Annotated in this window: 17 protein-coding genes and 1 tRNA gene; 5 read left to right on the top strand and 13 right to left on the bottom strand. The window is 47.5% G+C overall.

Annotated features, from left to right (window positions below):
* Nucleotides 1–226 precede the first annotated feature (226 nt).
* Nucleotides 227–3406 (top strand): NosD domain-containing protein, encoded by a 3180-nt coding sequence (locus OU421_RS02845; protein WP_268187105.1) that lies wholly within the window; start codon nucleotides 227–229, stop codon nucleotides 3404–3406.
* 47 nt (nucleotides 3407–3453) lie between these two features.
* On the opposite strand, the gene OU421_RS02840 is transcribed toward OU421_RS02845, so the two are convergent.
* Nucleotides 3454–4125: a hypothetical protein gene (locus tag OU421_RS02840; protein ID WP_268187104.1), complete on the bottom strand. Its 672-nt coding sequence runs from the start codon at nucleotides 4123–4125 to the stop codon at nucleotides 3454–3456.
* A gap of 373 nt (nucleotides 4126–4498) precedes the next feature.
* On the opposite strand from OU421_RS02840, the gene OU421_RS02835 reads away from it, so the two are divergent.
* Entirely contained in the window at nucleotides 4499–5008 is a 510-nt protein-coding gene (locus OU421_RS02835) for an Hsp20/alpha crystallin family protein (RefSeq protein ID WP_268187102.1), read from the top strand.
* 631 nt (nucleotides 5009–5639) lie between these two features.
* Nucleotides 5640–5723, top strand: a tRNA-Leu gene (locus OU421_RS02830).
* Nucleotides 5724–5922: 199 nt separating this feature from the next.
* On the opposite strand, the gene hepT is transcribed toward OU421_RS02830, so the two are convergent.
* The 4 genes from hepT to OU421_RS02810 all read right to left on the bottom strand — a co-directional run bounded on the left by hepT (nucleotide 5923) and on the right by OU421_RS02810 (nucleotide 8118).
* Nucleotides 5923–6360, bottom strand: a complete 438-nt coding sequence (gene hepT, locus OU421_RS02825) for a type VII toxin-antitoxin system HepT family RNase toxin (protein WP_268187101.1) — start codon at nucleotides 6358–6360, stop codon at nucleotides 5923–5925.
* Nucleotides 6357–6752 (bottom strand): type VII toxin-antitoxin system MntA family adenylyltransferase antitoxin, encoded by a 396-nt coding sequence (gene mntA / locus OU421_RS02820; RefSeq protein ID WP_268187100.1) that lies wholly within the window; start codon nucleotides 6750–6752, stop codon nucleotides 6357–6359. Before mntA ends, hepT begins: the two co-directional genes overlap by 4 nt.
* Nucleotides 6753–7034: 282 nt before the next feature.
* Nucleotides 7035–7517, bottom strand: coding sequence for a HEPN domain-containing protein (locus tag OU421_RS02815; RefSeq protein ID WP_268187099.1), 483 nt, complete (start codon nucleotides 7515–7517; stop codon nucleotides 7035–7037).
* 16 nt (nucleotides 7518–7533) lie between these two features.
* Nucleotides 7534–8118: a nucleotidyltransferase domain-containing protein gene (locus OU421_RS02810; protein ID WP_268187098.1), complete on the bottom strand. Its 585-nt coding sequence runs from the start codon at nucleotides 8116–8118 to the stop codon at nucleotides 7534–7536.
* Nucleotides 8119–8441: 323 nt separating this feature from the next.
* On the opposite strand from OU421_RS02810, the gene OU421_RS02805 reads away from it, so the two are divergent.
* Nucleotides 8442–9107, top strand: coding sequence for a hypothetical protein (locus tag OU421_RS02805; RefSeq protein WP_268187097.1), 666 nt, complete (start codon nucleotides 8442–8444; stop codon nucleotides 9105–9107).
* Between the two features lie 276 nt (nucleotides 9108–9383).
* Here OU421_RS02805 and OU421_RS02800 read toward each other — a convergent pair whose 3' ends face one another.
* Genes OU421_RS02800 through OU421_RS02780 form a run of 5 tightly spaced genes read right to left on the bottom strand, consistent with a single transcriptional unit; the run spans nucleotide 9384 to nucleotide 13523 of the window.
* Complete coding sequence (locus tag OU421_RS02800) at nucleotides 9384–10175, bottom strand: hypothetical protein (protein ID WP_268187096.1); 792 nt, start codon at nucleotides 10173–10175, stop codon at nucleotides 9384–9386.
* Between the two features lie 12 nt (nucleotides 10176–10187).
* Nucleotides 10188–11378: an AAA family ATPase gene (locus OU421_RS02795; RefSeq protein ID WP_268187095.1), complete on the bottom strand. Its 1191-nt coding sequence runs from the start codon at nucleotides 11376–11378 to the stop codon at nucleotides 10188–10190.
* Between the two features lies 1 nt (nucleotide 11379).
* Nucleotides 11380–12366, bottom strand: a complete 987-nt coding sequence (locus OU421_RS02790; protein ID WP_268187094.1) for a hypothetical protein — start codon at nucleotides 12364–12366, stop codon at nucleotides 11380–11382.
* 29 nt (nucleotides 12367–12395) lie between these two features.
* A complete protein-coding gene (locus tag OU421_RS02785) occupies nucleotides 12396–13307 on the bottom strand; it encodes a DNA-methyltransferase (protein WP_268187093.1) in 912 nt (303 codons plus the stop codon).
* A gap of 12 nt (nucleotides 13308–13319) precedes the next feature.
* Nucleotides 13320–13523 (bottom strand): hypothetical protein, encoded by a 204-nt coding sequence (locus OU421_RS02780; RefSeq protein ID WP_268187092.1) that lies wholly within the window; start codon nucleotides 13521–13523, stop codon nucleotides 13320–13322.
* A 305-nt stretch (nucleotides 13524–13828) separates the two neighbouring features.
* Here OU421_RS02780 and OU421_RS02775 point away from each other — a divergent pair, with 305 nt between their 5' ends.
* Nucleotides 13829–14269 (top strand): nucleotidyltransferase family protein, encoded by a 441-nt coding sequence (locus OU421_RS02775; RefSeq protein WP_268187091.1) that lies wholly within the window; start codon nucleotides 13829–13831, stop codon nucleotides 14267–14269.
* A 169-nt stretch (nucleotides 14270–14438) separates the two neighbouring features.
* Here OU421_RS02775 and OU421_RS02770 read toward each other — a convergent pair whose 3' ends face one another.
* The 3 genes from OU421_RS02770 to OU421_RS02760 all read right to left on the bottom strand — a co-directional run bounded on the left by OU421_RS02770 (nucleotide 14439) and on the right by OU421_RS02760 (nucleotide 18872).
* Nucleotides 14439–14597: a hypothetical protein gene (locus OU421_RS02770; protein ID WP_268187090.1), complete on the bottom strand. Its 159-nt coding sequence runs from the start codon at nucleotides 14595–14597 to the stop codon at nucleotides 14439–14441.
* A 367-nt stretch (nucleotides 14598–14964) separates the two neighbouring features.
* Entirely contained in the window at nucleotides 14965–15444 is a 480-nt protein-coding gene (locus OU421_RS02765; RefSeq protein ID WP_268187088.1) for a hypothetical protein, read from the bottom strand.
* A gap of 329 nt (nucleotides 15445–15773) precedes the next feature.
* Nucleotides 15774–18872 (bottom strand): NosD domain-containing protein, encoded by a 3099-nt coding sequence (locus tag OU421_RS02760; protein WP_268187087.1) that lies wholly within the window; start codon nucleotides 18870–18872, stop codon nucleotides 15774–15776.
* Nucleotides 18873–18965 lie beyond the last annotated feature (93 nt).

The raw sequence follows: 18965 nt of genomic DNA, 5'->3' as shown, positions 1-18965 counted from the left end.
ACCCGGAGAGCGGCAAAATATTTAATGATTCAGGCATCCATTGGGTTCATCTGCAAACAGATTGCACAGGATATGTTTCGGAATTGACATTTCATCATTCAGTCAAATCAACACGTTCCGGGGGGGTTCGCGTTCATGGGGGGATATTCCGGGTACACCGGGTGCTGCACCGGATTTCTCTCTGCCGAATTTTCGATTTATCATCCCTCCACACGCTGCAGCACGCATGTCAGGAGCCGGAACCGGAGGCGATGCGATGATGATCGATAAAGGAATGGTTCTTTTTGGGATTGCTGTAGGGATAGTATTCATTGGGCTGGTGTCGTCCGTATCTGCGGGAGAACCGGTTGCGGAGGCTCTGCCGTATGGGGTGCAAACCGAGCCGGTGCCTGTGGATGGAAGTGTGGTGGCGGGAGAGGCTCCGGGGATCGAATGGGCACGGTGTTTGGGGGGAACGGGGGATGAAGGAGAATGGGAACGAATCGTCCGGCAAACTGCAGATGGCGGGTACATTGTTACCGGGTTCACCGGTTCGAATGATGGGGATGTGAGCGGGAACCATGGCGATACTGATGTCTGGGTGGTGAAACTGGACGCTGCCGGCACCGTGGCATGGCAGACCTGTCTTGGTGGATCATCTGCTGACTGGAGCGGTTTCATTGAACAAACGGGAGATGGTGGATATATTGTTGTTGGCTGGACCACTTCCATCGACGGTGACGTAAGCGGGAATCATGGCGGCACTGATATCTGGGTGGTGAAACTGAATGACGCCGGCGCCATCACATGGCAGCGCTGCTTTGGAGGTAAAGCTTCAGATCGTGGGTGCTATGTCCAGCAGACTCCCGATGGCGGGTATATCGTTGCCGGTTCCACAACTTCTGATGACGGTGACGTGTCCGGGAACCACGGAGATCAGGATATTCTGGTGCTCAGGCTGGATGGTGCAGGCAGCCTTGTGTGGCAGCGATGTCTTGGCGGTGCCGGGTATGACCGGGGGACGTCCATCCGGCAGACGACAGATGGCGGGTACATCATCGCCGGCGAAACCGAGTCCGACGATGGTGACGTTTCCGGAAATCATGGTGGCCACGCGGAGGATATCTGGGTGGCAAAACTGGATGATACCGGCGATGTGGTATGGCAGAAATGTCTTGGGGGAACAGACCGGGACTGGAATCCGGTTGTCATGCAGACTGCTGATGGCGGGTATATCGTTTCCGGCTCGACCTTTTCGACCGATGGCGATGTTACGGGAAACCATGGCAATGATGATGCGTGGATCGTGAAACTGGACGGTGCGGGCACACTTGAATGGCAGCGATGTTTCGGGGGTTCCGGTCTGGATTTGGCAGATTCTGTTCGCGAGACGCCGGATGGGGGATATATCATGGCCGGTTCCACTGCAAGCTGGGATGGTGATGTGACCGGCTGGCATGGAGACTGGGACGTCTGGGTGATAAAACTGGATAACACCGGTTCCCCTGAATGGCAGAGATGTCTTGGGGGAACATACTCCGATATCGGATATTTTGTTCAGCCGACCGCTGATGGCGGATATATTGTCGCTGCTGAGACGTTTGGATCAAATGACGGTGATGTATGCGGCAACCATGGACGCTGGGATGCCTGGATTGTAAAACTCAGCTCCCCGTATGGCATGTATCCGGTTCACAATATCGACACCGGCGAGAATTTCATCAATATCCAGGGGGCAATCGATGACATCGACACCCGCAGCGGCCATGTGATCCTCGTGGAGAGCGGAACCTATAACGAAAATCTCGTGGTGACCAAGCAGCTGGTACTGCAGGGGCAGGATACAGGTGAGGGGTATCCGGTGATCGATGCGCTTTGCCGCGATATCGGTGTGGATCTCAGGAGTTATGGGATTGTCTTCACCCATTTCACGGTAAAGAACGCGATGCAGGTGGGAATCCAGGCGAGTTCCGGATCAGAAATATCCGAAAATGAAATCATCCAGAACAAGCAGGGTATCAGGTTTATCGGGTGCAGTAATGTATGCATCCGTGATAATTACATTGGCCAGTCACAAACAAACGGGATTGAATTTTATTTCAGTGACAATGTCGAAATCTCAGAAAATACCATCCAGGATTCAAATTATTATGGAATTTATGGCGAGCGGGCCGATTATCTCAATCTATCGGGAAACTCTCTCTGTGAGAATGGCTACTGTGGTGTCCGTCTCCTCTTCGATGCCGGTCAGAATCACAACACCATTTCCTGCAACAACATATCCCGGAATGTGAATTGCGGGCTGAAAATCGATGGTTCTGTCGGTAACCAGATTTATCTGAACAATTTCATTGGCAACGGCCGGAATGCAGAAATCACCAATGCAGACCAGAATCACTGGAACACCACTGAATTATTCTGCTACCCGTTCGGGGGGATCAATCGCACCAGCCGTCTCGGAAACTACTGGAGTGACTACGGCGGTGTTGATGCAGATGGAAATGGCATCGGGGATACATCGTATGTGGTTGCCGCAAGTGAGCAGGACCTGTATCCGCTGGTGGATGGATGGGAGCGTTTCTGCATGCAGGGGATGAGTGACGATCCGCCACGTGTCCTGAGCGCCGAACGCAGCATATCAGCGGTATCGGTTCCTCCCGGCGGTGAAACCGAGGTTACGGTGACGTTCTCCGGGGAGTTTGCCTCACCTGTTGTCCTGACCGAGGAGGTCCCGGCCGGGTGGACGATAACGCCTGTGTCTTCCACCGCAGATGATATGTCGGTATCCGGCGCTTCAGGACAGTGGATATGGAACGTGACATCGCCGGATGCGGTGACATACCGGCTGGGTGTTCCCGCGGATGAACCGGTCGGCACGTATACAATAACCGGGGTGCTATCGGACAGCGGGGGCGATACTGTTGTCAGCGGGATGAGTATGCTCTCAGTTGTCCTGCGGCCAACGGTGCCCGTTGCGAATTTCACTGCTGATATGACCCATGGGAAAGCGCCATTGGCGGTGAATTTTACGGATATGTCCACGGGCAGTTCAACGTTCTGGAGCTGGACCTTTGGTGACGGCACGTCTTCTTCTGAGCAAAATCCGAGGCATGTCTATACGGAAGACGGGACGTATACGGTAACCCTCGCGGTGAATGGATGTGAGGAAGCCTGCATAAAAGTCGATTACATCACGGTTGCCTCGCTTCTCCCCGGTGATGCGAATGGGGACGGGGCGGTGAACCAGGCGGATACCCTGCGTGTTTTAAAAGAGGTGGTCGGGATGACGCCGCTTCCGGCAACGAATACGGCTGTATTTGCACAGACGGATGTGCACCAGAATGGGGTCATCGATATCGGTGATGCGATGTTTATTGCCCAGTTTAATGTGGGGCTGCGGGACGCGTTGTTTGGGTTGATTGAATAACTTTTTTGTGGGTCCGGATATCCCTGAAATTACCTGATCGTTCTTTTTTACCCGTACCAGTACCCCGGTGTGATCGTCTCAATGAGGAAGGAGACGGAGGAGTGGGGGAAGCCGGACGGGAACTGCTTCTCCTGGTTGTATATATGTACAGGTGGGTATCCGTTTGCGACCTCATACAGTGGTCTCAGAAATGCGGTTTCGTTTGGATCAGGGATGCGGAGCGGTCTGGTGTCGATTATGGATTCGGATATGAAAATAACGGGGACACCCTCAATGCCTCTGGTTTTGGCTTCCGCGTCAATGACTGCATAGATGTCGTCGCGTGTTCTTCTGGTGATGTCGGCCTCTTCCCATATGCCGACGCATATCGTTCCCAACAGGTCATATCCATAGGAAATGACCGGGCCGTTCGGGAAATAATACTCCTGCATCCCGGTCCGGGTACTGTTTGTGATCTGCTCCATCTCGTACCGCCAGTCCCACAAGGCCTTTTCATCGGGAAGGCTTTCGATGACGCCTGCCTGTGTGACGGTCCCGTCCGGACTGTATACCGGCACATTCCCGTATCCTTGTATGAAATAGTCGGTGTAGCAGGCTGAGACTGCCTGATAGGACCGCTCGCTCATCTGGTATCCGGAGACGGTTCCGGAGAGGGCAATTGCCAGACAGAGTATGATCACTTTCTGGTATCCGGGGATTGAGTGTCTGGTTTTGTTCATGTCATCCGCTCCGGGTCTCTGTTTGCACCTTCAGTGTTCTCTTTCATGACGCAGGATAATGGTATTGGTCAGGTAGGGAGGGTTCCTGTCTGGCTGGCCTGCGGGCGAAGAGCAGCAATTTTCGGGTCATTTTTCTGTGGGCGTGAATGATTGCGCATGTTTTTTTCTGATGGGTAAATAGAGCGTATATTCGATATTTGCAGAAAATACGGGTGTTATGTCGTTCGTTCGGTGGATTGATCACAGTCTTTATATATCTTGTGACGTATGATCGGGGTATCCGTGCAGTTATCCGGCAGTGACCGGGGGACAGTATACGAGAGTGTGCTGTCTGTTCCGGGAATGTGCCGGATCTGCAGGGGGTGAATGAACCATGATAAGAAGACCGTACCGATGGTCAGTCTATGACGAATTTGAGGATATGCGGCGGCAGATGGATCAGCTCATGAAATGGGCGTCGTCCACGTCCCCCGCTCTCGCCCTGCCCGAGGGGGGCGAGCGGGCAGAGGTTGTGCCCATCTTCCGGGAAGGGTGGTCCGGGGGATTCCAGGTGGATGTGACGGAGGATGAGAATGAGGTGATCGTAACAGCAGATATGATGCCGGGGATCGAAAAGGAGAACATCTCGATGGAGCTGGTCTCCCCGAAGGCGCTTGAGATCACCTGTGAGCGCAGGGAGGAACGCGAAGAGCGGAAGGGTGAGGAAGGTGAAACGGGGAGATATTATCTCCACGAGCGGAAGTATGGCTCGATGTCCCGTGTGATCCCGCTGCCGAAGTCGGTGAATCCCGAAGGGGCGAAGGCGTCCTTCAGGAATGGCATCCTTGAAGTCCGGCTGCCGGTGAGTGCCCTTGAGACGCAGCGGCGGATTGCGATTGAGTGAGACTGTGCGTGCGTTGGTTGCGATTGAATGAGATTATGATCGAATGTGGTGGCGATTTTCTGTGTGATGATACGGAACACAACGCACGAACCAACCGCCTGAACGACGAATGAATGAAGAACAGTTGAAAACAGTTTGAATGACCACTGAATGAACGCTTTGATATGTCCTGATGGGATGCGTGAGCGTGTGCGTGAGAGAGGCATTTTTTAATTGATTCACCTCTCCTGTCTGCTCTCACCCGCCTCTCTTTGCATCCTGTCTTCTTTTTATCCCCTGTTTCCACCAGTCTCTCTCACATAATTATCCTGCATTTCTGTTAGATTCCTGTCATCACCCCTTCATACGTTCTCTCTGTTCTCAGACCGCCGAGCTTCGTCATACCTTCAATTGACTGTCATCAGACTGGTATTTAATCGTCATATTCCCTTTCTTCATCCGCTTCACTCCACCACATTTTTAGCCATGTAAAACAATGTATACTAACCCAATGCTTCGGCATGGGACGCATCGAAGTTAATTCTCCGGACGATTTGTGGCAGGTGACCAGTGTTTCCGTCGGAAACACAGGGGCTTTGTCTGTGGTCCGGTTTGCTGGTGTCCGGCTTTGGTCCCGGTTCCGGTTTTCTGTGCGAGCGTTTCCGAGTTGGCCAAAGGAGTCGGACTTAAGATCCGATCTCGTAGGAGTCCGCAGGTTCGAATCCTGCCGCTCGCATTTTATGACGAATCACGATAGTTTATCCGGTTATTTTAAAAATGTTTGAAACCGGTATGGTGTAAATCACTATTCCTACAGGAGCGCTGTACCTTCACCCTCCATCCCCAACCGTTACCATTCATTCTCTAAAAGAGAATTAGATGACATCCAACCGGGTGAACTCCTCTACCCGGCAGAATGGGAATCAACAACCCTCTTATGCTCCGGCTGACCCTAAAAATTGCTCAATCTCCTCCCGGAATGCGGCAAAATCATCCAGATGCGCCTGCAGAATAGTAAATGCAATGGCATCGTCGATTCGACCGTACCGGTGAACCACAATGTTTCGGAATCCTTTCATCTTCCTGAGACTATCACCCATATCAGATGATATCACACCGTGCTGCATCAGATTCTCCAGAATCTCCGCATCCCCTCCGGGAACACCCAGGTGAAGGTCAGCATTCAGAATTGCACAGATATCATAGACGTTTTCGATGGCATACTCCATTCGTTTATAGATGCCATCCTTGAGAAGACCCATTCCGGCGAAGGAATCAACAGAATCAGGCAGGTTCTCACGAACGAGTGCAACACTCTCTGCCATCTCACTGAGCTTAACACGGATGACCGTAGTCCGGACGTCGGTTTTCATCCGATCGCCCGTACCCCGAGATAGTCATCCAGTCGGTGCCTGAAGTCGTCATACTCCCGGATTGTTTCGAGCGCAATATCATAGAGAAACCGCTCATCCGGACAGTAGAGCACCCGGCCCCGCAGCACCTCTTTTTGGACATAGAGCGGAAGGTTCGCAAATATCTGGACGTCATACCGGTCGTCACATAACAGAGTCTGGGCCGCAAACCGGAACTGCTGTCCTTCTTCAGGCGTTCCGGCGTAATAGATACAGAGGTCAATATCAGAGGTTTCCGTCGCCCGCCCTTCTGCGACCGAGCCAAAGAGGATGATAAACCGTACGTTTTCAAATCCCGCAAGTGTTCTAAGCTCACGAAGTGCATGCCGGATATCCTCCTCTTTTGGTTTCATTCCTGTCCTCCGTGGTCATAGGTGGCATCTCTACTGCATTAACGTTTTTGCAGGGGGATTATCTGGTCGAAGTGGGGCGGGCATCCGGGCGATGCGGCTTTGGAGACGATCCTATCAGGGTTCTGTGTCAGGTTTTAGATGGAAGAGGTATGTCACGGGATGGGAATAGGTTCATGAGGGATTGTGTATGTCTGAAGAAAACGTGTCTCCTGACGAAGGATGACGCAATGCCATGGCATAATTCGCGTCATGAATGTATATTCCTGTTTCCGGCTAGTGAATTTAGCTTTCATCAATAAGATTCATGAGGTTCTTTCGCAATTCATGCACCTGTTTTTCATCAAGGCCATCGACAACTGATTTGCATGTTACAAAAAACCGGGGTACACGTTTTGAAAGCGTACCGGAAAACTCGCGGGAGACGGTATTTGTAACATAATATTGTGTTTCCACACGTGCCCGTCGTGCTGTCTCGACCAGATCACAGTCTTCCGGAGTGAAGTACTCAGTGAGAAGATGCTGCATAATTTCAATCGTGCAGCTATGGTTTTCAGATTTGATCCCGATTTTCATGAGCACCGAATACAGGGAAAAATAGAGGGAATAGTATCCGGTTGAGATCTTCCAGTCAAATGATGATACGGAATGCATGGCTTCCATTGCCTCTTCGGCTTTTCTTTGGTATGCAGATGCAAGATTGTCGTTCGGATCGATGAGTATGATGCCGTTTTTGATTCCGGCACACCAGGCCAGTTTATCCTTCATGGTAATCCCCGATCTCTCATTTCAGCACATCCCGGACAAACGATTCGGCGTTTTTCCAGATGATATGGTTTTTTTTCACTTCGGTTATGAGTGGATCGAATTCTTCCTGTGACGTAAATGCCGGTATGGGATATACAATGACATTTATCTCAACATGGTACAGTGTTTCAAGGTTTTTTATCGCCTGTTTGTCAGTGGTTCCTGCAATGAAGATATCAATATCGGAATCCTCGGTAGCGGTGCCGTTTGCATAACTGCCAAAGAGCAGAACAATTCCTTCTGATACTGCAGATATTTTGGTCAGGATTTCTGATATGTAGGGTTCGTTTTCCATAAACCGGATTTTTTTATAGATCTCGGTAATCGTGAAATACTGGGTGGCAATTTCGCCGGGTTTTATGCGGAAGAGCCTGATCTTTCCGCGTTGGGACGATGTAAGCACACGTTTCTCTTCTAACCGGACAAGAATGGTCTGGGCAGTCCCGTGACTGATTGGCAGATGGCGACACATCTCCCGGATGTAGTATTCATTGTCATATCCGTTGGAAAAGACGGAGAGTACCATGAGACTGTTTTCATTTATGTCTAAATTTTTAGACATATGTCTAATATATTGTACGATTAGATTTAGCTGTTGTGGTTGAGGAGGGAGTTTGTTTGTGCTGTGTTACGTGTGATTTCTGTTAATGGTGCGTTTGTGCTGCACAACCGGGCCGGACTCTTTTGGTACATCCATGGATGGTTCCTGGTTTCATTTCCGTCCTCCGTGGTCATAGATGGCATCTCTCCTGCATGAACGGTTTGCAGGGGGATTGTCTGCCAGAAGCTCTTTCAGGCAGGGCGGGCATCCGGCTGATGTGGCTCCGGAGATGAATCATTTTCGTGTCAACAGGTATATCCGAAATGAAACAAGGATCCTATTGAATGAAGATTCAGTTCCTTCCGGTTGTTCTCGTACTGGCTGCAGTGCTTGCAATGGTCCTGAGTGCCGGGTGCAGCGGGCCATCTTCCCCCGAACCCGGTGTCGGTAATGAGACGGAACTCACTCCGTCTCCGCTTCCTTCAGCCACACCTTCTTCGACCGACTTCCCTTCAGGTACTGAACCCCCTCTGACTCCACCCCCTTCAGGCAAGGGGCCGTCTCTGTCTGCGGATACCTGTTCCTTTGAGCACCTGACCGGGAGAACTGATACGCACCTCTCCACGGGGGATGCGTGCTATTTTGAGACGCACACGCCGATTGAATTTCTCGATGACCTGCGCACGCACCCTGATGAACCGGTCGTGGTGATGGATGTGCCGGAGGGCTGGATAACACCCGAGGACGCAGGGCAACTGATGCAGGAGATCGATTCCGGGGAGCCGGCAGCCCCGGTTGTATCACCTTTGAGTTCGTACTGGCCGTATAACCAGACCTCCACAGTGGGAAATGAAGCGCTCTTCCTGCTGGAAGGATACCGGACGGGGAGGTATCCGCCCGATCTCTGCTCCCTATACTATTTCAAACCGAATTGGACTGAGGTGGAGATGTGGTGGGATGCTGTGGGGGATGGGTGGACTAATTCCTTTATTCACAACCAAAAGGCGTGAAACCGTTCCCAACCATGAAAATTTTATTTTGCCACTGTTGAGGAAAATTACGTTGCCATTGACATCAAAATCCAAACAACCTTCCTGCCCAGTGAGATTAAAGGGGAGATGCCTAATTAAACCATGTATGATGTCTAATTTTCATTGGTTGTGCATGTGATTCTTTAGAATATCTTGTGTGTTTAGGGGTACGTGGTACTTCCGAAGGCAAAATAACAACTTAGGTGAAATATTGAAAGTAATTGGTAAATTAATTGACCTATTGAATGTGATTAATTATATTGTGTTAACCGCTTCGGGAAAAATAACATTATGTTTTCCTTCTTCATCAAAATTGAATTTATCTAACCTCCTACACCTGCATAAATCATCAATAATTTTTTCACGGTATTCTCTATAGTAATCATCAGTTCTGAGTTTCTCTGCAACGTTTTTAAGCTCTCCGTCAAATAGCAAAAAGTAAGTGGACATTGTTTGCACTGCCAAACAATAGATGTACAAATCATTTGATTGTAGGTGAATGTACTGATTGAATATTGTAGTAATTATATCAATTGTTTGTCCCATTACAGTTGGATCTTCATCAACTAAATTAAATTCAACCCCCTTATCTGACAATAATTCTTCCATCCTTTTTACGTGATTTATTACTCCGGTAGTATATATTTCAGTGAGATATGCTGGGGGGATATCATATTTAAATGGGTCTTTTTGTCGTATTCTATAAGGGATATTACATTCAGACAATTCTTGATGATATTTATTTTCGAGGCATACGTGGTTTAATTCTAGTTTAGCAAGTTTAGAGAAGTAAAACGTGCTATCAGAATTTTTTAGTTTATTTAGGCTCTTGTAAACATTATACCCTTTTTTCAACATTCTAATTTGTAGTACCTTTTGATTTGCTGGTTTTTTGAGGCGTTCATCAAGGATATTTGTAAAATCAACAAATGAATTTTGATCTAAGTCAATCCCTATTTCATCGCAAGTATCTACGTATAAATACAAATACACCATGGCATTTGTATCAAGCATAACATCCTTGGGTAGTTCAAATTGGCTTGTCATGCAAATCCCATATTAGATATTCATTCCAGAAGATCCGAGATTATATTCTTTAAGTACAGCCTCAAGCACATCTGGACCTAATGGTGCTGGAATTTCATTAGTTTCTGCAAATGAAAGTGAGAAAAATCCAATTTTAACTAATTTCCTTGCAATCCTTAGATCTGCATAATTGTTTAGTGCATCGAGATAATCCTCAGTGAAAGGATAAATCGAGTTAATATTGTTATTGGAACTCTGGATTCTATATTTCGCTAACCACTTTTCAAATAATCCCTTAGAATCATCAAGCGATAACGGTTCCAATGTAATGGTTGTTGACTCATCATGAGTGAATCGTTCCCATAGTGCAGGATTCATTTCTTGTGTTAATTCTGCTGCCTGCGGTGTCATGGCTATAACGATCCAAAGATTGTACTCATCAGAAATATCTACCAGATTTCTTAGTGTTGCTAAGTATTCGTATGATTTACTCCGTGTCATTCTCTTGGTTAGGGCAACATCTTCGAATTCATCAATTAAAAATACAATTCCTTCAACATCGTATATTTTCATTATTAGCTGAATTATTGCTGAAAAGAATTTATGCTCCCCTCTTTCTGCAACAACTGAATCTTTTTTTCCGGCAATAAAATCTTTATATTCGAAATATGGTTTATTTTTGGTCTCGACAATCATTGTAGCAATTCTGTAGGCGATTTCTTCATCATCTACGATGTCAATGCCGTTCCTAAGGGCTTGTTGGATTTCATGAGCTTTTGCTTCTCTGTCAGATTTTGATTTCAATTTCTCTAAAAATTTAGGATAATCATCTTCAAAGAGAGTTCTTTGGCTCTCTTGTGGGAGATAACTTTTTGTCAACTCCCAAATCGCCTTAGTAAATTCATATCTTCCAATATTTCGAAATAGTTCATTTGCAAGGTCATAAAACTGTGTTCCCGGGTTCTCAAAATAAAATGGAAGTAAATTTTGATCCTTGAAATATCTGTTAAGGTATCCTTTAAGAAATGCAGTTTTTCCAGTTCCATACTCTCCAATTATTGGAAAAGCTTTTACACCTTCTCCATTTGAAAGAGTTGTATAAAATGATGAAACCTTCTCGTTCCAACTATCTAAAATGAAAACATTTTTTTCTTCAATACTGGAAGCTGCTGGAGGAAATGGATTTTTTTTCAGATAATAATTTTCTTCAAGGAATGATGACATGTTATTTCTCCGCTAACATCTGTTTGTTGACACGTATGTGAGATATATAGCCCTCTTTGTGTAAATTTAGATATAACTTTCTAAATGCATTATCCTGTTTTTCAAAAGGGGTTGAAATGTCAATAAATGCAGTTGATGACTTTATGAACATAATATACTGGGGATTATTTTTATAAAGATTGGATATTTGATTTTTAATGGCCTCAATTGGAAACCGTGTTTGTAGAGCAATATCACTAATTAATTTAGGAATGTGGATGATTGACCACTCTGAATCAGTATTGACATTTTTTACAGCATCGAAAAACAATTCGGAAATTTTACTGTTATCTATATTTGGGCAAATCGGATAGATTATTCTCCCATCTTCAAATTTTAGTATGTATTCGTCAACTAAATCAAGATTTAAGGCCCATTTGCGTATTCCTTCATGAATCGCAAAAACCAAATCTTGGCTATTAAGTTCTATCGAATTTCCACTAACTCCTTCATAAATAATATTCTTATTTCTTTTGTTGTGATTTATGGAATTATTCATACTTTTTGTTATAACAACAACCTCTGTCCCTGAAGATCTAAATAAATTCAAATCATATTTTTTTTGTCCCATAAATAAATCAAAAAAATGATGTCTGCAATCTTTATTTTGAATTAAAAGCTCCCTTAGTGGTTCTTTTTGTTCGTATGATAGACTTGATTTATATATGGAGTTTTGAAGCAATTTTTTCGCCCAGATGTTATCTGAAACATAATATCTGTATTTTTTAACATAGGCTATATCGATGTTTTCCAGAGCCTTCCGGTAAAAGTATTTTGGAGAACGGGCAAGGGGTTTGCCATTATTTTTAATTAAAATACCCTCTTCAACTGCAATTTTCTCTAATTCTAAGGCTCTGAGTTTCCCATCATTTGCACTTACAATATGGAGAAGATCCTTGAGGTTGTCGAAATCAATGTTCCGAATCCAAAGTGATTTGTTCTCTTCCATAATTCTGTGATTATTATCTTGATATTTTCCTATTTCATCATTCTTTTTACACTATCACAAAGTCTATTGGCTGCAATATTTACATAATCTGGGTTTAACTCAATACCAACAACATTTCTATTTAATTCTAGTGCTACAATTCCCATTGTCCCTGAGCCAAAAAATGGATCTAATAATAGATCGCCTTCTTTGGAACCTGCCTTTATACATGGCTCCACTAATGCCTTGTTGAACATTGCTACATGAGCAAATTTATTTGATTCTGTGGGGATCGACCAGACAGTTCTTTTATTCCTCAATCCTTTTCCATTTTTTGTAGGTTCTCTGATGGATTCATAATCATAATAATAATTTGGAGATTTTGTAAGTAAAAACAAATATTCATGAGATTTGGTTGGCCTATCTTTAACTGATTCTGGTTGACAATTTGTTTTATGCCAAATAATATCTGAGCGTAAAAACCACCCATCTTTTTGCAATTCAAAAGCAATTCTCCAAGGAAGTCCAATCAAATCTTTTTGCTTTAATCCTTCTGGAGTTGGGAATCTGTAATTCATCCCTCGATTTGAGTTTTTTCTATCATAATCTCTCCATTTCCTGTTTCCGCTTGTGTAGGTGTCCCCAATATTTATCCATAAGGTTCCATCATCTGTCAATACTCTTCTGACTTCCCTGAATATTTCCACAATATTGGTTATGTATTCATCTAGGGTTGGTTCTGCTCCAATTTGGCCATTTATTCCATAGTCTCTGAGGCCCCAATAAGGGGGGCTTGTAATACAACATTGAAATATGTTGCTTTGAATATTTTTTAGTGATGTAAGTGCATCTCCTTGGATTATTTGGAATTGTGGGCCTGTTTTATCGAATATTTGAATATTTGATGGATCAGCTGTATCTCTTACTATGGATTTTTCATTATACTTTATGCATTCCGACATAATATCCCCGTCTTAATTTTTAGTGGCTGAATCATCGCTCGAAATAAAATTAACTTTTTTAATAATTATTGGTGTATTTTGATTAATTGGTTCTGTTGGATCTTTCAAAAGTGGTGTAATAATAAGTTCAGTATCTTCATTCCATCCTGTCATGGAAAGGATGTCTTTTGGGATATTTATTCGATATTGTTTTCCCGATTTCAAAATTTTTACCATTATGATAAAAAAGTACTTTAAAATCATATATATTTTATTATTGTAGTATATTTTACAAAAGTAGGTAAAATATATGATATTTTGTTGATTGGATTTATCGAGGTGCACCAAAATCTCCAAAAGAATTGAAATTTAATTTTACAGTTAAATAGTTGATTAAAACGTCAAATAATGAACAAAATGGGGCTATTTTCTGTAGCCAATTTCTGTGTTAAAACGGATGGCATGGGCTCTATCATCCAAAAATAGGATGACAGCATCCCTGTTATGGCTTCCCGTCGGCCCACGCCCCAACCGCAGTCCGGATGACATCATCCGCACAGGATGAGATGCGGACCCTGGTGCGGGAGAAGGTGACGAATCGTAAATCCCGGAAAAGAATACTATCAGAGATGAATATAGTAACCATATCAATGTTCGAAAACCCTGATGGCCGCCCCCTCACCGGGCCCGTGCACGGAATACCGTTTGCAGCCCTCTGCAAAAAATATCATGTCCGCCGTATGGTGATCTTTGGATCTGCTGTCCGGTCTGACTTTGATGTTCGCACAAGCGACATCGACATTCAGGTTTCGTTCGAACAAATGAGTCCTGCTCTACATGCAGACGCCTATTTCGATCTCCTGGAAGAACTTGAAACGATATTCGGCCGGAGTGTGGACCTGTTGGAAGAACAGGCCATAGACAATCCATACCTGAAGAAGACCATTGAAACAACCGGAGTTCTGGTATATGCCTCAGCATGACCCGGTGAAATATCTTTATGACATTGACGCATCCGTAAGTCGCATAATGCGGTTTGTATCCGGGAAACATTCAGCGAATATTCTTCAGATGAAATGCTGAAATTACGCGAGGTGGTGTCCAACCCCCTACGGGACCGGGTGCCGCCGATTGCCGTTGCGAGGAAAGAGTTCACGGAAATGTGGCCTGCTCAATGTTTGCAACAGTGTTGCAAGAATCTCCTGCCCGTATCCGGCCCGCTGTGTCCGCATCAGGGTTCTTGTAGAGGACCTTTGCCGTGTAGTGCTCCTGGGAACGGACGACGGGGCCCTTCGTCAATCCCTGCTCCACGTATGAGGTGCAGCCGAAGGGCTCGTGTCCATGATACCCTACACGAGGGCAGGAACTCTCATGAACAAACACCCTTTCAATCTTAAGTTAGAGAAATGTGTACATTTACCCAAAAATAAGTTGTAAAAATGTGTACTTGACGCACACAATATATACGTAAAAGGGCAAATGCCATTTTATAAAACGGCTCATGTACGACCCTCTCCTCAAATGGAAAGATAGTGGGGATCGTAAACCGGTGATTATTGAAGGGATTCGCCAGTGCGGGAAATCTGGACTTCCTAACTGAATCGGCCCATTTATCCCCGGACGCTTCAGCCGGCATTCATGCCCGACCGGTCAGTCGTTCAGTGCAGTATATCCCCGCCTACTCCCCCTTCGCCGCTTTTGCATAGAGGATACTGTTCGACGGCACCTTGCATCTCCCCGGTTCGGGAGAGATATTGGAGACGACAATCAGCTCCTGTGACGGCACTACGCCCCAGAACACAAAGGCGCCCGACAGGACGCTGCCGCCCATGCCCACCATATAGAGCGGTCCGGGCACTGGTTCGCCAGTTTCATCATAGAAACGGGTATGGATTCCATGACCGTTGCGCCAGAGGCCAAACAGCTGCCGAACGGTCAGCGGTGGGCTGGACTGGGTGTAGGCACTCCCAATCATGGCCGTTGACAGGTGTTCATCTAAAATCCGGTCTTCACGGTTTTCGGTAAACACGTCCCAGTGATCAAGGATAGCGGAGCATTCCCTGATTTTTTGGGTCGGGTCGGATAACCTTCCATGCAGTATCACCCGATACGGTGAAGATTTTGGTTCGTTTTTTTCGGACGGGGACATTGCACTCATTATCCCCTAATAGTGTGCAGGAGTATTTATGAATTACTATGAATGATATATTTGCCATTGATAAATTACTAATGGTAATTTTCATTCCTCTTTTTCCGAACCTGTCTTCATCAGTATCCCCGAAAAGAGCGGCTTTGCCATTTTGGGAGACCACAGTACCGAAATGCGACCGACAGATACCACCCGGTAAGTAACAGATGCATGCCGTACCCGGAAGGTGATGTATCAAATGTATCAAATCCATCCGGCCCGGACCATTCCGCCCGGAAAAAAGAGAGAGAAAAAAAGAGAGAGAAAAAAAGAGAGAACAAAGAGATAAAATCCGGGACCTACCGCCGCCGGAGGGCACAGGCACATACCGCAAAGACCAGCACCGCACAGAGACAGCCCGCGACCGGGAAGGGTGTGGCCTCAGGTGTTGCAGCCCCTGCCGGAGTGACAGTGCTCTGCACATCCGTCGCCGCTGAAGTCGCTGTCGGCGTCACAGATGGTGGCACCGGTGCAGACGTCGCAACCGGCGTATCCTCAACCGCCGCTGACCGGTACATCAGGGCAAAGGAACTGAAGTGCGTAACAGAGGCCGTCACCGTGCGTGTTACCGCATCGACCGTCGTCAGGAGCGGCTCATACACACCGGTCTCTTCATTATAGTACGTCACCACAAGGGGCCGTCCGTCTGCCATCAGTTCTGCCCACTCCGCCTCGGTGAAACGGAAGACCAGATCAGCTGCAGGCGAGAAGGTCGCCCCGTCCGGGCCGCAGGTATAAGCATACCCGGCAAACGAGAAGCCGCTCCCGCCATCTGCAGATGGCAGAGCTGAGGGTTCAATCGTCACATCAGCGAGCGCATCTCCCTCACCGTCCAGCGCCACAGACCCGGACGGGATCGTCAGTTCACCCGTACTGTCTCCCGCAAAGACCATGAGCTCCTGTAACACCAGTCCCCGGTTGTTCGTATACAGCGAACCGGTGCCGGTCGCCACCGCCGGGGCAGACCTGCTGTCATCGTCCCCGTCCCCGTACGGATGGACGGAGATCGCATCCGGACGCGTCAGCTCACTCTGTCCCGCAGGGCCTGTCACATTTAGCGTCACCGAATAGAGGCCCGCCGTTTGGTAGACATGCACCGGGTGCTGCAGCTCAGAGGTCGTCCCGTCCCCGAACGACCAGGACCAGTTCGTGATATTCCCGGTTGACGTATCATTGAATACCACGCTCAGGGGGGCGTAGCCCGTCGCGGGAGAGAGCGTGAAATTCGCCACCGGTGTCGGGTCGACATAGAGGTGCAGTGGCAGATAGTCGGTGTTGTTCACGTCACACGCAAACGGTTCGGTGCAGAACCCGTCGCCACGATCAGGCGTCACCTGCGACCACCCGGTTCCGTCCGGTGTGGCCCAGTAGTTGCCGCCCAGGGATGGGCCGCCGACGATATTCGTGCCGGTCGTTTTGGTCACGTTCCAGTCGTTGTGACAACTGTCCTCCGAATCCCCAGGGTCGGGAACAATCTCCGCACCCCAGATCGGCCCGAATTCATAGGAATCCACACTTGGCTTAACGATGTAGGTGACATTCAGGGGTTCATCGCTTTCGATATAATTATTCGAGAACAGGTTGTCCCAACAGGGACCCCCGCCGATCTGCAGGGCATTGTTGATAATAATACCAACAGAATACTCCTCGTCGCTGATGATGGTATTATTCAGGAAGACGTTTTCGCTCGCGCCCATCAGATTCAGCCCCACCCCGTAATCCGTGATGTGGTTATTCCGGAACGTCATTTTTTCCACGTCTGAGAGAAAGATACCCCGGGTATTGCCCGTTATGGTGTTGTTCACGATTTCGAGGCCATGTCCGGACGCCTGACTTCCCGCCACAGCCTGCTCCCCGCTCAGGGAGCCTTCAAAGCGGTTCTCAGAGATCGTGACACTATCCGAGGACTGACAATGGAAGAGTAACCCGGTGTCCATATAGCCGGTGAAGGTGTTGCCGGTGATAAGCGTGTCCATGTTGTCACCGAACCCCATCCCCCAGAACGATCCGTTGAAGGTATTGTCCCGGATGACCGTATCAGACGAGGAGATGAGCATCATCCCGTAGTTTGTCTTCCGGAAGGTATTGCCCGAAAAGGAGAGACCGTTGCACCCATAGATACCGGCCCCGAGTCCGGCGTTTGCAATGGTGCAGTCTGTTACCTCTATACCTGATGAACTAAGCGCGACGAGCATCGCAATCTCCTCGCCATCGAGGGAGATACCGTCCACTGCTTCATAATACCGCACCGGCCTGCCGTCACAGGTATTCGTGGCATCAAAGGTCAGGTTCGGGAGTAAATTTGGTCCTGGTGCATACCGGAAGCCATACGGGTCCACATTTGTGAGGGTGTTGCCGGAAACGATGGAATTCGTGACCACCTCCAGGTACATCGCAGTCGTCCCCTCCTTTTCATTAAAGGTTGCGTTGCGCACCGCATTTCCCTGTATCAGGAAATTGTCCAGCGTGCTTAGACAAATACCCGGGTTACCTCCATACGAGTTTTCAACCAGATTATCCTCGATACGCCCGTTTGTGCAGTGCTCTACGACGAAATTCGTGAAGCGGTTCGCCTCTGAGTTTCTCACGCAGTTCCCCTCGACGGTCACGTTCGTCAGCTTAGAGGGAGAGCCATTCTTCATGTCACCGCTAACCACGATCCCGTCAGCTTCAATGTCCGAGACCGTGTTCCCCAGTATGGTGACGCCGTGAACTTCCGCCTGACAGGCAACATCGATCGACCCGCCAACGAATGTGGTATTGGTAATCACAGGCCCAAAAAAGGAGAGGTAGTCCAGATTAAACGCTGCATTACATCCAACACCGGCCGTCTCTCCTGCAATGTTCTGTGTCCGGATCTGCGAGTCACACAGAACAACGTCACCGACATTGGTCGTCTGGATACCAAAGGCACCACTCGTATCGAGGATGCACCCATCAATCGAGAGACCGGCAACACTATACGCGATGATGACCGGGTCGTGCGAGTCTGCCGGGTCATGGCCGGTCATATTCAGATCACGAAGGGAGAGATTATCTCCCCCCGCAAAGATATCCCACCGTGCACCGGTGGTGATCCGTACGTTCTCAAGAATGACGTCATTCGCCGATATCAGGACCGATGCATCTGCATCCGCCCTGCCGACGGCAGGGGTCCCGTTCACCCCGCAGATCGTGAGGGACTTGGTGACGTCTAATGCCTCGTCGTAGGTGGCCGCGGTGACCAGGATGGTGTCACCTGCGGTGGCGTTGTCGATTGCCTCCTGGATACCCGTATAGTCACCGTCCGGACCGACCGTGATCGTCGCGGCCGTCGCCGGAGTGAAAATACAGAGAATAAGGATAATTCCCAAGAAGGAGAGCAGGGCTCCCCTGCTGTGCAGATATCTGTTTGTCATGATTTATCGCCTATATATACTCTAATAAACATTTAGGCAATATATAAGTATTCAACTGCAATTTTGGAACAGATATGGAAATTTTAAACCGTC

The organism is Methanogenium organophilum (assembly GCF_026684035.1).
Lineage (GTDB): Archaea > Halobacteriota > Methanomicrobia > Methanomicrobiales > Methanomicrobiaceae > Methanogenium > Methanogenium organophilum.
This window is presented reverse-complemented; position numbering and strand designations above follow the sequence as displayed.

Excerpts from the sequence above, each read along its gene's own strand:
- OU421_RS02845 (WP_268187105.1), top strand. The coding sequence starts at position 227 with ATGTCAGGAGCCGGAACCGGAGGCGATGCGATGATGATCGATAAAGGA.
- OU421_RS02840 (WP_268187104.1), bottom strand. The coding sequence starts at position 4,125 with ATGAACAAAACCAGACACTCAATCCCCGGATACCAGAAAGTGATCATA.
- OU421_RS02835 (WP_268187102.1), top strand. The coding sequence starts at position 4,499 with ATGATAAGAAGACCGTACCGATGGTCAGTCTATGACGAATTTGAGGAT.
- hepT (WP_268187101.1), bottom strand. The coding sequence starts at position 6,360 with ATGAAAACCGACGTCCGGACTACGGTCATCCGTGTTAAGCTCAGTGAG.
- mntA (WP_268187100.1), bottom strand. The coding sequence starts at position 6,752 with ATGAAACCAAAAGAGGAGGATATCCGGCATGCACTTCGTGAGCTTAGA.
- OU421_RS02815 (WP_268187099.1), bottom strand. The coding sequence starts at position 7,517 with ATGAAGGATAAACTGGCCTGGTGTGCCGGAATCAAAAACGGCATCATA.
- OU421_RS02810 (WP_268187098.1), bottom strand. The coding sequence starts at position 8,118 with ATGTCTAAAAATTTAGACATAAATGAAAACAGTCTCATGGTACTCTCC.
- OU421_RS02805 (WP_268187097.1), top strand. The coding sequence starts at position 8,442 with ATGAAGATTCAGTTCCTTCCGGTTGTTCTCGTACTGGCTGCAGTGCTT.
- OU421_RS02800 (WP_268187096.1), bottom strand. The coding sequence starts at position 10,175 with ATGACAAGCCAATTTGAACTACCCAAGGATGTTATGCTTGATACAAAT.
- OU421_RS02795 (WP_268187095.1), bottom strand. The coding sequence starts at position 11,378 with ATGTCATCATTCCTTGAAGAAAATTATTATCTGAAAAAAAATCCATTT.
- OU421_RS02790 (WP_268187094.1), bottom strand. The coding sequence starts at position 12,366 with ATGGAAGAGAACAAATCACTTTGGATTCGGAACATTGATTTCGACAAC.
- OU421_RS02785 (WP_268187093.1), bottom strand. The coding sequence starts at position 13,307 with ATGTCGGAATGCATAAAGTATAATGAAAAATCCATAGTAAGAGATACA.
- OU421_RS02780 (WP_268187092.1), bottom strand. The coding sequence starts at position 13,523 with ATGGTAAAAATTTTGAAATCGGGAAAACAATATCGAATAAATATCCCA.
- OU421_RS02775 (WP_268187091.1), top strand. The coding sequence starts at position 13,829 with ATGACATCATCCGCACAGGATGAGATGCGGACCCTGGTGCGGGAGAAG.
- OU421_RS02765 (WP_268187088.1), bottom strand. The coding sequence starts at position 15,444 with ATGAGTGCAATGTCCCCGTCCGAAAAAAACGAACCAAAATCTTCACCG.
- OU421_RS02760 (WP_268187087.1), bottom strand. The coding sequence starts at position 18,872 with ATGACAAACAGATATCTGCACAGCAGGGGAGCCCTGCTCTCCTTCTTG.